The sequence below is a fragment of the Winogradskya consettensis genome (genome assembly GCF_018332715.1).
GTDB classification, from domain to species: Bacteria; Actinomycetota; Actinomycetes; order Mycobacteriales; family Micromonosporaceae; genus Actinoplanes; species Actinoplanes consettensis.
Window position 1 is genome coordinate 58,596 of record NZ_BOQP01000046.1, and the last position, 12,555, is coordinate 71,150.

A 12,555-nucleotide genomic window follows, 5' to 3' on the forward strand; every position below is an offset into this window, starting at 1 on the left:
GTCCCCATGAGCGCACGACCTGCGGCGGGTGGCGGGCAATGGGTGGACGTCGCCCCGGAGCGGCTGACCCGCTGGCTGGAGAATTTCGCGTCCCGCCACGACGGCTACACAGCCGAAGGCCTGACCATCACGGGTACGGACGGAGCCACCGCCGAGTTGTCGCCGCCCCCGGGCGCCCCCGCCGTGGCCGACCTGATCGAGCTGGCCGCCGTCGCCGCCGAACCCCGCCGCGTCGGCCTGCTCCTGGCCCGCAAGGGAGCGGTCGCCGTAGGAGTCGCCAACGGTGTGAAGCTGATCGCCTCGAAGGTCGACACCCACTACGTCCAGGGCCGCACGGCCGCGGGCGGCTGGTCGCAGCAACGTTTCGCCCGCCGCCGTGACAACCAGGCCAAAGCAGCCGCCGCCGACGGCACCGCCATCGCCGCGCGCATCCTGCTCCCCGAGGCCCGCACCCTGACCGCACTGGTCACGGGCGGCGACCGGACAGCCGTCGACGCGGTGCTCGCCGTCCCCCAGCTCGCCGCCCTGAAACCGCTACGCCACGACCGCTTCCTCGACGTCCCCGAACCCCGCAAGACCGTCCTCGAGGACGCCATCGCCCAGGCCCGCGCCATCCTCGTCCTCGTCCGCGAACCCGTTGGCTAGGCTTCGATCATGGGTGTTGTCGCCGAGCTGATCCTTATCCGTCACGGGCAGAGTGCCTCGAACGTCGCGTTCCCCAAGGCCGACGCCGCGGGCCTGCTCGAATCCGGTCTGACCGGCCGTGACACCGACGTGGAGCTGACCCCGTTCGGAGTCCGCCAGGCGCAAGCCGTAGGACACTGGCTCGCCGGTCTCCCCGTCGGCCAGGTCCCCGAAGTGGCGATCACCTCGCCCTATCTGCGCGCCCGGGAAACCTGGCGCATCGCCGCAGCGGCCTCGGGTCTCGACCTGCCCGCCCCCGCCACCGACGACCGCCTGGTGGACCGGCTGCTCGGCGACCTGGAGATGCTCACCCGCGCCGCGGTCGCCCGGCAATTCCCCGACGAACCGGGCCGCTTCGAAGCCGCCGGTGAGTATCAGTACAAGCCCCCGAACGGCGAGTCCTTCGGAGACATCGCGGTCCGCCTCGAGTCGTTCCTGACCGACGTCAACCGCGAGCACGCGGGGAAGCGGGTCGTCGTCGTGGCCCACGACTCGGTGGTCCTGATGATGCGCTACGTCATCGAGGGCCTGGACTGGCCCGCCATCGCCGCGGTCGCCGCCACCGGCCACGTCCGCAACGCCTCGATCACCCGCTTCGACGGCGCCTCGGGGGCATTGGTACTCGATCACTACAACACGGTCAGCCACCTGCCGGTCGAGTAGCGCGGGGAAGCAGCACGACGGCGAGGACAGCCGCTGCGGCGTACGCACCGGCCTGGACCTCCAGCAGCGGCAGGGTGCCCACGCTGTCGTGCAGCAGACCGGCGGCCAGCAACCCGATCGCCTGCCCGACCGCCTGCCCGAGCCCGAGCGCGGCGAACGCACTGCCACGCCGGGCACCGGCCGCGGCCCGCTGGATGAGGCTGGTCAGCCCGGCGCCCATGAACACCGCCGGCACACCCATCGCGGCGAACAGCACCGCGTACACCGGAACCGAGTGGGTCACGAACGACAGATTCCACGTGATGGCGGTGACGACGGTGAAGGTGACCACGCCGGCGAGCGTGAGACGCAGAAGGTTCAGTCGCGCGCCGAGCACACCCAGGACGGTGCCGGCGAGAATGGCGCCGACCGCCTGCACCCCGCGGAGCAGCCCCACGTCGGCGGCGGTCCCATTGATGACATCGGTCACGAAGAAGACGAACAACACGACGAACAGCCCCTGCGCGATCGAGGCGACGACATCGACCACGATGAGGGCACGCGTCGCCGGATCGGCCAGGGCACCCAGGATGCCGCCGGTCTCGCCGCCCTGCCTCCGTGGCGCGGGCGCGGGCGCGGGTGCGGCCTTCTGCCGGGGCAGGCCGAGAAGTGGCGCGGGCGTGCCCTCCTGCCGCGTGAGGCTCAGACGCTCGGCGGGTGCGGCCTCCTGCCGGGGCAGGCTCAGGACGAGTGCGGCCGCGATCAGGTAGGTGCCGATGTCGGCGAGCGCGACGACGCTGAGGCCTCCCATGGCGAGCAGGACTCCGCCGAGCGGCCCGCCGATGATCCGTCCCACGTTGTTGTTGAGCCCGACCAGTGCGTTCGCGGACGTGACCCGCTCCGGGCCGACCAGGGTGGGGAGCAGGGAGCTCTTCGCCGGCTCGAAGAACGCGGCGAAGACCGCCTGAGCGACGATGACCCCGTAGACGACGTGGAGGTCGGACCGGTCATGCACCGTGAGCAGCGGGAGCAGGGTCACCGCCTGGGCGAGCATCGCCACGAGCATGACGCGGCGGTGCGGCAGCCGGTCCGCGACGCGGGCGACGACGGGCGCGAGCAGCACCGGCGGGAGCAGTTCGAGCAGGAACGCCAGCGAGGTGCCGACGGCCGACCCGGTGAGTTGCAGCACCATCAGGGGCAACGCGATGAACACCAGCCAGTCGCCGGCATCCGAGATGAGCCCCGCTCCCCAGAGCCGCCGGAACGCCGGCACGCCCATCGCGGTGCCTTCCTTCAGCGCCAGGCCGGCACTCACCGCTCCCGTCCGTACCCGGCCCGCGGAAACGCGCTGACGGTCAGGTGCACATGCTCGGCGTCGGCCGGAACGTCCGCCCGCGTCGCCTGAAGATAGGGCCGGACCACGTCATCGATCCGCCGCACGAGCTCGGCCAGCTCGCCGGGCGACAGCGCGAGACCGTAGGACGAATGCGTGTCGGCCTCCCGCCACGGCTCCGGCACCGCATCACGCCCCCGCAGGTACTCGCGGGCCAGATGATGATCCAGCTCTACGGCCGCCTCGCGCATGTGAACAACGCCCGCGGGGTCGTTCGCATCAATCGTGAAACCCGTGATCGTCGCCCGCCACGGACGCGACCGCCCGTCCCCGGACTCATCCGGCTCCACCAGCCCGTGCGCCCCGAGCACCCGAAGGTGGTAGCTGCAGTTCGACGGGGTGTCCCCGACCGCGCGTGCACACTGCGACGCGGTCGCCGGGCCGGTCGACATGAGGTAGCGCAGGACATCGAGCCGCACCGGGTGCGCGAGCGCATCCAGGACCGCGGGGTCGGTGAGCCTCGGGCGACGTTCCTGCACAGCAGCTCCCTACGATCTGAAAGGGTCTTTCAGATTCAGAGTAGGAGGTGACGGCGAAACCTGCAACGCTCTTTCAGATCGCACTGCTCTACGTGACCAGGTTGATTGCCAGGACGGCGATGACGGCGCTGGAGATGAGGGCGGTGAGGCGGCGGGCTCGGGGGGTGGTGAGGAGCCTGCCGGCCAGGGCGCCGGATGCGGCGATGAAGAGTTGCCAGCTGGCTGAGGCGATCAGAGCGCCGAGGACGAACCAGATGCCGCCGCCCTCGCTGCCGCGGCCGAGGACCAGGGCGGCGAAGTACACGATTGTCATCGGGTTGAGCAGGGTTAGAGCGAGGATCGCCAGGTACGCCCCGAGCGCCGTGGTCTGCTTCGTCTCGCGGACGGTGGTGCCGGGGTGCAGGGCTGAGAAGGTGGTGTGGGTGGCCAGGGCGAGCAGGGCGGCGGCGGCGAGCCAGCGCAGGGGAGTGGCGATCGGGGTGATGGCGCCGGCGAGGGCCGCGCCGCCCAGGACCGCCAGGGCTGCGTAGATGCCGTCCGCGGTGGCTGCTCCGAGGCCCGCTGCCGCTCCGACCTTGAAAGACGTGCGGGCGCTGAGGCCGGCGATCAGAATCCCGATGGCTCCGACCGGGACCGCCACGCCATAACCGGCGATCACCCCGGACCACAAAGAGCCGATCATGACACGGGTACGCACGCCGCCCGGCCGCCGTCGCAACGCTGCTTCCACGAAACCGCACCCAGCGCCGTCCGACCCGGCGCCGTCCGACCCGGCGCCGTCCGACCCAGCGCAGCCCGACCCGGAGCGGGACAGGTGAGGGTGGTGCGGGCCGTGGCTCTGGGTGACGTCGTGGTGATCACGCCGACAGCATGAGTCGTCGCGGCGGAGGGTCGCCACCGATTTCCGGGCCGGCTCGGCAGGCCGGAGCGGGGGTGGTTTGTGGCTTTTCGGGGTGAGGTTGGCCACTTACTCAGAATGAAGGGCCCGGGGATCCGGTTTGGAGCGCCAGCTCCTGGATCCTCGGGCCCGGCCTCGGCGGGAGCGACGGTCCGTCACCCACCACCGAGCTACGACATCCTGATTGTGACGTTGATTCTTGTTTTCTAGACCGCGCCGGCTTTGAAGGTGTCGCAGTTCTTCGGGGTGCCGCTGTTGTAGCCCTCGCTGAACCATTTTTGGCGCTGGGCGCTGGTGCCGTGGGTGAATTCGGCGGGGTTGACGGTGCCGCCGCTCTTTTTCTGGAGGGTGTCGTCGCCGATCTGGCCGGCGGTGTCGATTCCCTGCTTGATGTCGTCGGCGGTGATGCTCTTGAAGATTTTCTGACCGCTGCCGTCGTCGGTGCCGGTGGCGTTCTTGGCCCAGACGCCGGCGTAGCAGTCGGCCTGGAGTTCGAGTTTGACCGATCCGGCGTTGGTGCCGCCGGTTTCCTGGCCTGCGAGATCCTGGATGTGGTGGCCGTACTCGTGCGCGAGAACGTACGGCTGTGCGAACTCGCCAGGCGCTCCCAGCTGCTGTGACAGGACCTCGTAGAACGTCAGGTCGATGTAGACCTTGTCGTCGGCGGGGCAGTAGAACGGGCCGACGCCCGAGTCGGCGGCGCCGCATTTGGTCTGGACCTGGCCGGAGAAGAAGTCGGTTTTCGACGGCTCGTACTTGCCGTTGAAGTATTGCGGGTACGCGTCGGTCCAGTAGTCCTGGATCGAGTTGACGTAGAGCACGTTGCGGCATTCGAGTTGCTTGATGGCGTCCGACTGGGAGCATTTCTCGGACAGCGCGGTGTTGTCGGCAGGTTTGCTCGAGCTGCTGCCGCCGCCGAGGTTGTTGATGCCGAAGTAGCCACCGACGAGCGCGATCAGAACGGTCACGACGATGCCGACGAGGCCTCCGCCGCCGATCGGCAGGCCGCCTAGTCCGCCGCCTCCGCCGCCGCCCGAGGAACGCTCGTCGTCGATCTGGCTCGTGTCGATGCGGGCGTTCTCGTTGAGTTCCATCCAGTCCTCCCGGGCGTGTGTCGCCGTTCTTACCCGGTGATCTTCCCGGCTAATCGGTTGGGAGCTCGCAGGGGGCAGCCGGTACAATCGTTGGGTGCTGCTCTGCGAAGGCTGACCTGCCCCGCGCCGAACCGGAATTCTTCCGTCGTCCGGCGCGTTCGTGTGCCTGAGCCAGCCTTCTTCCCGAGAGCGAGAGCCTTCCCCCATGATTACCGCCACTGGACTCGAACTGCGTGCCGGGTCCCGGATCCTGATCTCCCCGACGACGCTGCGGGTGCAGGCCGGTGACCGGATCGGCCTGGTCGGCCGCAACGGCGCCGGGAAGACGACGACGCTCAAGGTCCTGGCCGGCGAGGGCTCGCCCTACGCCGGTGAGGTCACCCGCACGAGCGAGGTCGGCTACCTCCCGCAGGACCCGCGCACCGGCGACCTGAGCGTCACCGCCCGCGACCGGGTGCTGTCGGCGCGGGGGCTCGACACGATCCTCGCGGAGATGCAGAAGCTCGAGGTGGAGCTCGAGGAGAGCGCCGACGAGAAGCTGATCCGCCGCTACGGCGTGCTGGAGGACCAGTTCTCCAGCCTCGGTGGGTATGCCGCCGAGGCCGAGGCCGCCCGGATCTGCTCCAACCTGGGGCTGCCCGACCGCGCGCTGGCCCAGACGATCGGCACCCTCTCCGGCGGTCAGCGCCGCCGGATCGAGCTGGCCCGGATCCTCTTCCAGAATTCGGGGCAGAACGGCAAGGGCATCCTGCTGCTCGACGAACCCACCAACCACCTCGACCACGACTCCATCACCTGGCTGCGCGGCTACATCGCCAACCACAAGGGCGGCCTGATCGTGATCAGCCACGACGTCGAGCTGCTCGACGCCGTGGTCAACCGGGTCTGGTATCTCGACGCCAACCGGTCCGTGGTCGACATGTACAACCTGGGCTGGAAGGCCTACCTCGAGTCCCGTGAGACCGACGAGCGCCGCCGTCGCCGTGAGCGGGCCAACGCCGAGAAGAAGGCCGGTGCCCTGATGGCGCAGGCCGACAAGATGCGCGCGAAGGCCACCAAGACCGTCGCCGCGCAGAACATGGCGAAGCGCGCGGAGAAGCTGCTCGGTGGTCTCGAGGAGGTCCGCAGCTCCGACAAGGTGGCGAAGGTCCGCTTCCCGAGCCCGGCGCCCTGCGGCAAGACCCCGCTGACCGCCCAGGGGCTGTCGAAGTCCTACGGTTCGCTGGAGATCTTCACCGACGTCGACGTGGCGGTCGACCGGGGCTCGCGGGTCGCGATCCTGGGCCTCAACGGCGCCGGCAAGACGACTCTGTTGCGCATTCTGGGTGGCCACCTTCAGTCGGACACCGGTGAGGTACGCCCGGGGCACGGTCTGCGGCTCGGCTACTACGCCCAGGAGCACGAGACCCTCGACGTCGACCGCTCGATCCTCGACCACATGCGCAGCGCCGCGTCGGAGCAGACCGACACCGAGCTGCGCAAGATCCTCGGCGCGTTCCTGTTCTCCGGTGACGACGTCGACAAGCCGGCCGGTGTGCTCTCCGGCGGCGAGAAGACCCGGCTCGCGCTGGCGACCCTGGTGTGTTCCGGCGCCAACGTGCTGCTGCTCGACGAGCCCACGAACAACCTCGACCCGGTGAGCCGCGAGCAGGTGCTCGACGCGATCGCCAATTACCCGGGCGCGATCGTACTCGTCACCCACGACGCAGGTGCCGTACAGGCATTGAAGCCGGACCGCGCGATTCTGCTGCCCGACGGCGACGAGGACGCGTGGAGCGACGATCTGCTGGAGCTCGTCGAACTCGCGTGAGTAGGCCCTGAGTAGGCCCTATTGCCCATTCGGCTGAGTAATTCCGGCTGGGTAGATCCAGAATCATCGGCATCGTCAGTTGTCAACAGGTGCCCACACAGACAGTGCGACATGTGCCCGGCACTGGTCACAGCGCAACCGCATCCGGGCGCCCTGCCTACGTGGCAGGGTGCCCGTTCGGGCAGTGGATCGAGCCCCAAAGTGAGGGTTTGATGCACTCTGAGTGACATCGTTGTCGGACCGCCAACAAGATGATGTTTGTGCAGGTCATCCTGGCTTGATCGAAGTCGAACAGTGCCGTCCGCCGCCGCTATACGCATGCCGCGGAAAGGCTCCCACCCGGAACTAAACACGACCGAACGGGCTCGCGCCTCATCTGTCTGACATTGATGAGCATGGTCATCGTCGGGTTCCTGACACTGATAAATGGGCACGTTCACTAAGCCGAGATGCCTAGCGCATGATCGTTGGAGGCGGTCTAATAGGTGGGACCGTATCGAACCGCACAGTCTGGGACGTGAGGATTCAACATGGCAGCCACCGGCACAGCCACCAGCACTGAGAAGGGTCGTCGAATCGTCGGCAGCGAGCGGCAGACTCTCGCCAAGGACCTGGTGAAGCGTTACACCTCCGGAGAGAGCATTCGCGCGCTGGCGGCCTCGACCGGCCGCTCCTACGGATTCGTGCACCGCGTGCTCACCGAGTCCGGCGTGCAACTGCGCCAGCGGGGCGGCGCCCGCCGCCGCAAGAAGGCGTGACGACCAGCGCAGCCTCTACCTACGAGGCCGGAATTCGCTACTCACAGGACGGGCCGGTGGCGTCAGTGACGCTTGACCGGCCCGATGTCCTCAATGCGCAGACACCGGCCATGTGGGCCGAGCTGGGCAACATTTCGCGGAAATTACCGGGTGACGTGCGAGTCGTCATTGTCCGCGGTGAGGGGCGCGCCTTTTCCGCCGGACTCGACTTGTCGGTGGCGCGCGGTGAGGGCGATTCCTCGCTCGCCGAGTTGGCTCGCTTGTCACCGGAAGAGAGTGCCGATCGGATTGCCGGGTTCCAGGATGCATTCACCTGGTTACGACGTCCCTCTCTCATCACCATCGCGGCGGTCCAGGGACATGCCATCGGCGCCGGATTCCAGCTCGCACTGAACTGCGACATGCGAGTGCTCGCGGATGACGCGCGGTTCTCGATGGCCGAGGTGACCCTCGGGCTGGTGCCGGACCTCGGTGGCACCAAACGCCTCACCGAGCTGGTCGGGCCGTCGCGGGCCCTGGAGATCTGCGTCACCGGCCGCCGGTTGCCGGCGGACGAGGCCGATCGGCTCGGCCTGGCCACCACCGTCGTGCCCCGCGACGAGCTGGATGCCACGGTGCGCGACCTGACCGCCGCTGTCCTGGCCGCACCCGCCGGGGCCGTCGCCGAGATCAAGGCGCTGCTCGCGGGCGCCGTCACCCGTTCCTACGACGATCAGGACCGGGCCGAGCGGGAAGCGCAGACCCGTCGCCTGCGCGACCTCGCCGGCCTGGAATAGGAACACCCGGGCGGCTCCGGAAGTTGTCATACCCGGCAGGCAGACTGTGCCTGCCGGTTACGACACCCCCGGAGGTGAACGAGGTGGGACCCATGTCCAGCAGCTCCAACTGGACGATGCTGCGCTCGATCCAGAACTCCGAGCGGGTGAACAAGCACGAGGTCCCCAAGGGCACCACCCGGCGGATCCTGCGCTTCGCCGAGCCCTATCGGCGTGACATCACGGTCTTCCTGATCACCGTGGTCGTCGCCGCCGGGATCGGCGTGGCCACCCCGGTGCTCGCCGGGCACGTCATCAACACCATCACCGCGGGCGGGCCGGACGCCGCCGCCACGATCGTCCGGCTCGCGCTCACCATCGCCGTGCTCGCCGTCGTCGACGCGCTGCTCTCCCTGGCCCAGCGGTGGTATTCCGCCCGCATCGGCGAGGGCATCATCCTCGACCTGCGCACACGCGTGTTCGACCACGTGCAGCGGATGCCGCTGCAGTTCTTCACCCGCACCCAGACGGGCGCGCTCGTGAGCCGGCTCAACAACGACGTGACGGGTGCGCAACGCGCGTTCACCTCGACACTGTCCGGTGTGGTCAGCAACGTCATCCAGCTCGTGCTCACCGCGGCGGTGATGTTCAGCCTGTCCTGGCAGATCACCGTGCTGTCGCTCGTGATGCTGCCGCTGTTCATCATTCCGGCGCGCCGGGTCGGCAAGCGCCTCGCCGAGATCACCCGGGAGTCCTACAACCTCGACGCCCAGATGAACGCGACGATGACCGAGCGCTTCAACGTCTCGGGCGCCCTGCTCGTCAAGCTCTTCGGCCGCCCCGACGTCGAGGCCGGCCGCTTCGGTGAGCGGGCCGGCCGGGTCCGCGACATCGGCGTGCAACAGGCCATGTTCTCCCGCACGTTCTTCGTCGCGATGCTGCTGGTCGCCTCGCTGGCCCAGGCCCTCACCTACGGCCTCGGCGGCTGGCTCGCCGTCACGGGCAGCGTCACCGCCGGCACGGTCGTCACCCTGGCGCTGCTGCTCAGCCGGCTCTACGGCCCGCTCACCGCGCTCAGCAACGTGCGCGTCGACGTGATGAGCGCCCTGGTCTCCTTCGACCGCGTCTTCGAGGTCCTCGACCTCAAGCCCGGCATCGAGGAGAAGCCCGGCGCGGTCGCGATCGCCCCCGGCGCCGGCCGCATCGAGTTCCGCGACGTGCACTTCCGCTACCCCAGCGCCGACGAGGTCTCCCTGGCCACCCTCGAGGACGTGGTCGCCCTCGACCGCACCGAGAACGCCCCGGTCCTGCGCGGCGTCGACTTCACCGTCGAGCCGGGCCAGATGGTCGCCCTGGTCGGCCCGTCCGGCGCGGGCAAGTCGACCACCTCCATGCTCGTCGCCCGCGTCTACGACGCGACCGAGGGCGCCGTGAAGATCGGCGGCATCGACGTCCGCGACGCCACCCTCGACTCCCTGCGCGACACCATCGGCGTCGTCACCCAGGATTCCCACCTCTTCCACGAGACCATCGCGGAAAACCTCCGCTACGCCCGCCCCGAGGCCACCGACGACGAGATGTGGGAGGCGCTGCGGGCAGCCCAGGTCGCCGACCTCGTCCGCTCCCTGCCGCTGGGCCTGGACACCGTCGTGGGCGAGCGCGGCCACCGCTTCTCCGGCGGCGAGAAGCAGCGCATCGCCATCGCCCGCATCCTGCTCAAACACCCCTCGATCGTCATCCTCGACGAAGCCACCGCCCACCTCGACAGCGAATCCGAGGCGGCCGTCCAGCGCGCCCTCTCAGTCGCCCTCCAGGGCCGCACCGCCCTGGTGATCGCCCACCGCCTCTCCACGGTCCGAGCCGCCGACCTCATCCTCGTCCTCGACCACGGCCGCATCGTCGAACGAGGCCGCCATCATGACCTGGTCGCGGCAGGCGGGCTGTACGCCGAGCTCTACCGCACCCAGTTCGCCGACAGCACACCGCTGATCCCATCCGATGTGGAACCGATCGTCCTCGCGGTCCCGGAGAAGATCGAGCCCTAGACCGGCGGTCCCGCTCCCGCCTGCTGTCGCGCCGCGTCGCCGCCGCCCCGTTCGGGCTGTGCCGTGGCGGGTCGGGCTGCGCAGTCCCGAGTCGGGCTGTGCCGTGCCGGGTCGGGATGCGCAGTCCCGGGTCACGCTGCGCTGCCCCGGGCCACGCAGGGTTGGGCCGCCCCGGGAGCTCTGCGCCCCGCGGGGTCGCGCCCCGCTGTCTTGCCCTGCCGCGTGCCGCGTTGCACTGCGCCGCGTTGCACTGCGCCGCGTTGCACTGCGCCGCGTTGCACTGCGCCGCGTTGCACTGCGCCGGGTCGCGTTGGTCTGCGTTGCCCTGTGCTGTGCCGTGCCGTGCCGCGCCGCGTTGCGCCTATTCCGCCCCGCCCTGCGCCGGGTCGCGTTGCCCTGTGCCGCGTTGCCCCGGCCTATTCCGCCCCGTCCTGCGCCGGGTCGCGTTGCCCTGTGCCGCGTTACCCCGGCCTGCGCCGCCCCGCCCTGCGCCGGGTCGCGTTGCCCTGTGCCTGCGCCGCGTTGCCCTCCTCCGGGTTGCGTTGCCCTGCGCCGCCCCGCCCTATGCCGCGTTGCCCCGCCCCGCGCCGCGCCGCGCTGCCCTACGCCGCCCCGCGCCGCCCTGGCCTACGCCGGGTCGCGTTGCCCTGCTCTGCGCCGCCCCGCCCAGTGCCGTGCGGCCCTGCCGTGCGCCGTGCGGCCCTGCCGTGCGCCGTGCGGCCCTGCCTTCCCGCCCTGCCGCCCTGCTGTGCGCCGTGCCGCCCTGCTGTGCGCCGTGCCGCTCTGCTGTGCGCCGTGCCGTCCTGGCCGGCGTCGTGCCGCGAGGTGCGGGACTGGGTGGGGTGCAGTTGTTGTGGATTGCGAGGTGCGGGGCTCAGGCCGGGTGGTCCGGTGGGGTGGTGGTGAGGCTTTCGAAGCAGGGGCGGAGCAGGGTGATGATCTGGTCGGGTGAGGCGTCCGCGAGGGTGGTGAGGCGTAGCAGGTACCGCTCGGCGAGGACGCCGTGGATGATCGCGCTGAGGAGGCTGGCGCGGAGGGCGGCGTCGGGGGCTGGGATTGCGTTGGTGAGCTGGTCGAGCTGGGGCTGGGCGGCGGTCCGGTAGCGGTCGGCGGCGTCGGCGTTGGTGAGCATTGAGCGTAGTACTGCCAGGGAGGCTTCCGGCTCGTCGGTCAGGCGCTGGCCCAACGACGTCAGCAGCGCCTCGGTGGCGCCGCCGGGTCCGATTTCGCCGAGGTCGTCGGCTGTCTCGGTGGCCCGGGCGAACAGCAGGTCCTTGCTGCCGAAATAGTGCATGACCAGGCCGGCGTCGACGCCGGCGGCTGATGCGACGGCGCGGATCGTGGTGCGGTCGTAGCCGAGTTCGGCGAAGAGCTGCCGGGCTGCGGTGAGGATGCGGTCCTCGGTCAGGCGGCGCTGCTGTGCGCGGGTGGGGCGGGCCGTCGGTTCAGTCACGCGTTCATTCTACGGGCGTTGACTGATGGGGCTATTTCGTTCTACGCTCGTTCAATCAACAAGCGTTCAATGAAGGAGAGCTGATATGACCGCCACGTCACGGGAAGTGGTTGAGCAGGTGCTGGCTGCGGGTCTCGCGCAGGACACCGGGAGCTTTGTCGACCTGTTCGCCGAGGATGGCTACGTCGAGTGGCCGTACGTTCCGGCTGGTATTCCGGGGCGCGTCGAGGGTCGTGAACAGCTTCGGGAGTTTTTGACCGCGCAGGCCGGGGGGCTCGTCAAGTTCGAGGAGTACCGCAACACGGTGATTCACGAGACCACCGATCCCGAGGTCGTGATCGTCGAGTACGAGGCGCACGGCACCGTGATCCCCACCGGCGCACCGTTACGCCAGACGATCATTGCCGTGCTGCGGATCCAGGCGGGCCTTGTCGTCTCCTATCGCGACTATCTGAACCCGCTGGTTCTGGCCGAAGCCCTGGCCGCCGCCGATAGCGCGGGACCCGCAACGGCCGGCTCGTGAAAACAGCGTCAGCCGGCTCGT

12 protein-coding genes are annotated in these 12,555 nt (G+C 69.6%); 7 read left to right on the forward strand and 5 right to left on the reverse strand.

What is annotated here, in order from left to right:
* Positions 1–6: 6 nt before the first annotated feature.
* Together Aco04nite_RS37235 and Aco04nite_RS37240 are read left to right on the forward strand one after the other, a co-directional pair.
* Positions 7–645, forward strand: coding sequence for an acVLRF1 family peptidyl-tRNA hydrolase (locus Aco04nite_RS37235; RefSeq protein WP_213001931.1), 639 nt, complete (start codon positions 7–9; stop codon positions 643–645).
* A 9-nt stretch (positions 646–654) separates the two neighbouring features.
* Positions 655–1,347, forward strand: coding sequence for a histidine phosphatase family protein (locus Aco04nite_RS37240; RefSeq protein ID WP_213001932.1), 693 nt, complete (start codon positions 655–657; stop codon positions 1,345–1,347).
* On the opposite strand, the gene Aco04nite_RS37245 is transcribed toward Aco04nite_RS37240, so the two are convergent.
* The 4 genes from Aco04nite_RS37245 to ypfJ form a co-directional block, all read right to left on the reverse strand.
* Positions 1,325–2,641 (reverse strand): MFS transporter, encoded by a 1,317-nt coding sequence (locus tag Aco04nite_RS37245; protein ID WP_213001933.1) that lies wholly within the window; start codon positions 2,639–2,641, stop codon positions 1,325–1,327. The two genes, Aco04nite_RS37240 and Aco04nite_RS37245, sit on opposite strands and share 23 nt — an antisense overlap.
* Positions 2,638–3,198 carry a helix-turn-helix domain-containing protein gene (locus tag Aco04nite_RS37250; protein ID WP_213001934.1) on the reverse strand — a complete coding sequence of 187 codons (561 nt, stop codon included), beginning with the start codon at positions 3,196–3,198 and terminating at the stop codon, positions 2,638–2,640. Before Aco04nite_RS37250 ends, Aco04nite_RS37245 begins: the two co-directional genes overlap by 4 nt.
* 88 nt (positions 3,199–3,286) lie before the next feature.
* Positions 3,287–3,880 carry a LysE family transporter gene (locus tag Aco04nite_RS37255; RefSeq protein ID WP_213002070.1) on the reverse strand — a complete coding sequence of 198 codons (594 nt, stop codon included), beginning with the start codon at positions 3,878–3,880 and terminating at the stop codon, positions 3,287–3,289.
* A gap of 422 nt (positions 3,881–4,302) precedes the next feature.
* Positions 4,303–5,190 carry a KPN_02809 family neutral zinc metallopeptidase gene (ypfJ, locus tag Aco04nite_RS37260; RefSeq protein WP_213001935.1) on the reverse strand — a complete coding sequence of 296 codons (888 nt, stop codon included), beginning with the start codon at positions 5,188–5,190 and terminating at the stop codon, positions 4,303–4,305.
* 205 nt (positions 5,191–5,395) lie between these two features.
* Between ypfJ and Aco04nite_RS37265 the strand changes: the two genes are divergently transcribed.
* The 4 genes from Aco04nite_RS37265 (at position 5,396) to Aco04nite_RS37280 (ending at position 10,558) form a co-directional block, all read left to right on the forward strand.
* Positions 5,396–7,000 carry an ABC-F family ATP-binding cassette domain-containing protein gene (locus tag Aco04nite_RS37265; RefSeq protein WP_203834542.1) on the forward strand — a complete coding sequence of 535 codons (1,605 nt, stop codon included), beginning with the start codon at positions 5,396–5,398 and terminating at the stop codon, positions 6,998–7,000.
* A gap of 530 nt (positions 7,001–7,530) precedes the next feature.
* Positions 7,531–7,758, forward strand: a complete 228-nt coding sequence (locus Aco04nite_RS37270; RefSeq protein WP_015620263.1) for a helix-turn-helix domain-containing protein — start codon at positions 7,531–7,533, stop codon at positions 7,756–7,758.
* Positions 7,755–8,534, forward strand: coding sequence for an enoyl-CoA hydratase/isomerase family protein (locus Aco04nite_RS37275; RefSeq protein WP_213001936.1), 780 nt, complete (start codon positions 7,755–7,757; stop codon positions 8,532–8,534). The genes Aco04nite_RS37270 and Aco04nite_RS37275 overlap by 4 nt, the downstream gene beginning before the upstream one ends.
* A gap of 92 nt (positions 8,535–8,626) precedes the next feature.
* Entirely contained in the window at positions 8,627–10,558 is a 1,932-nt protein-coding gene (locus tag Aco04nite_RS37280; RefSeq protein WP_213001937.1) for an ABC transporter ATP-binding protein, read from the forward strand.
* A gap of 874 nt (positions 10,559–11,432) precedes the next feature.
* Here Aco04nite_RS37280 and Aco04nite_RS37285 read toward each other — a convergent pair.
* A complete protein-coding gene (locus tag Aco04nite_RS37285; protein WP_213001938.1) occupies positions 11,433–12,011 on the reverse strand; it encodes a TetR/AcrR family transcriptional regulator in 579 nt (192 codons plus the stop codon).
* An 85-nt stretch (positions 12,012–12,096) separates the two neighbouring features.
* Between Aco04nite_RS37285 and Aco04nite_RS37290 the strand changes: the two genes are divergently transcribed.
* Positions 12,097–12,534 (forward strand): nuclear transport factor 2 family protein, encoded by a 438-nt coding sequence (locus Aco04nite_RS37290; RefSeq protein ID WP_213001939.1) that lies wholly within the window; start codon positions 12,097–12,099, stop codon positions 12,532–12,534.
* Positions 12,535–12,555 lie beyond the last annotated feature (21 nt).

Excerpts from the sequence above, each read along its gene's own strand:
- Aco04nite_RS37235 (WP_213001931.1), top strand. The coding sequence starts at position 7 with ATGAGCGCACGACCTGCGGCGGGTGGCGGGCAATGGGTGGACGTCGCC.
- Aco04nite_RS37240 (WP_213001932.1), top strand. The coding sequence starts at position 655 with ATGGGTGTTGTCGCCGAGCTGATCCTTATCCGTCACGGGCAGAGTGCC.
- Aco04nite_RS37255 (WP_213002070.1), bottom strand. The coding sequence starts at position 3,880 with ATGATCGGCTCTTTGTGGTCCGGGGTGATCGCCGGTTATGGCGTGGCG.
- ypfJ (WP_213001935.1), bottom strand. The coding sequence starts at position 5,190 with ATGGAACTCAACGAGAACGCCCGCATCGACACGAGCCAGATCGACGAC.
- Aco04nite_RS37265 (WP_203834542.1), top strand. The coding sequence starts at position 5,396 with ATGATTACCGCCACTGGACTCGAACTGCGTGCCGGGTCCCGGATCCTG.
- Aco04nite_RS37270 (WP_015620263.1), top strand. The coding sequence starts at position 7,531 with ATGGCAGCCACCGGCACAGCCACCAGCACTGAGAAGGGTCGTCGAATC.
- Aco04nite_RS37280 (WP_213001937.1), top strand. The coding sequence starts at position 8,627 with ATGTCCAGCAGCTCCAACTGGACGATGCTGCGCTCGATCCAGAACTCC.
- Aco04nite_RS37290 (WP_213001939.1), top strand. The coding sequence starts at position 12,097 with ATGACCGCCACGTCACGGGAAGTGGTTGAGCAGGTGCTGGCTGCGGGT.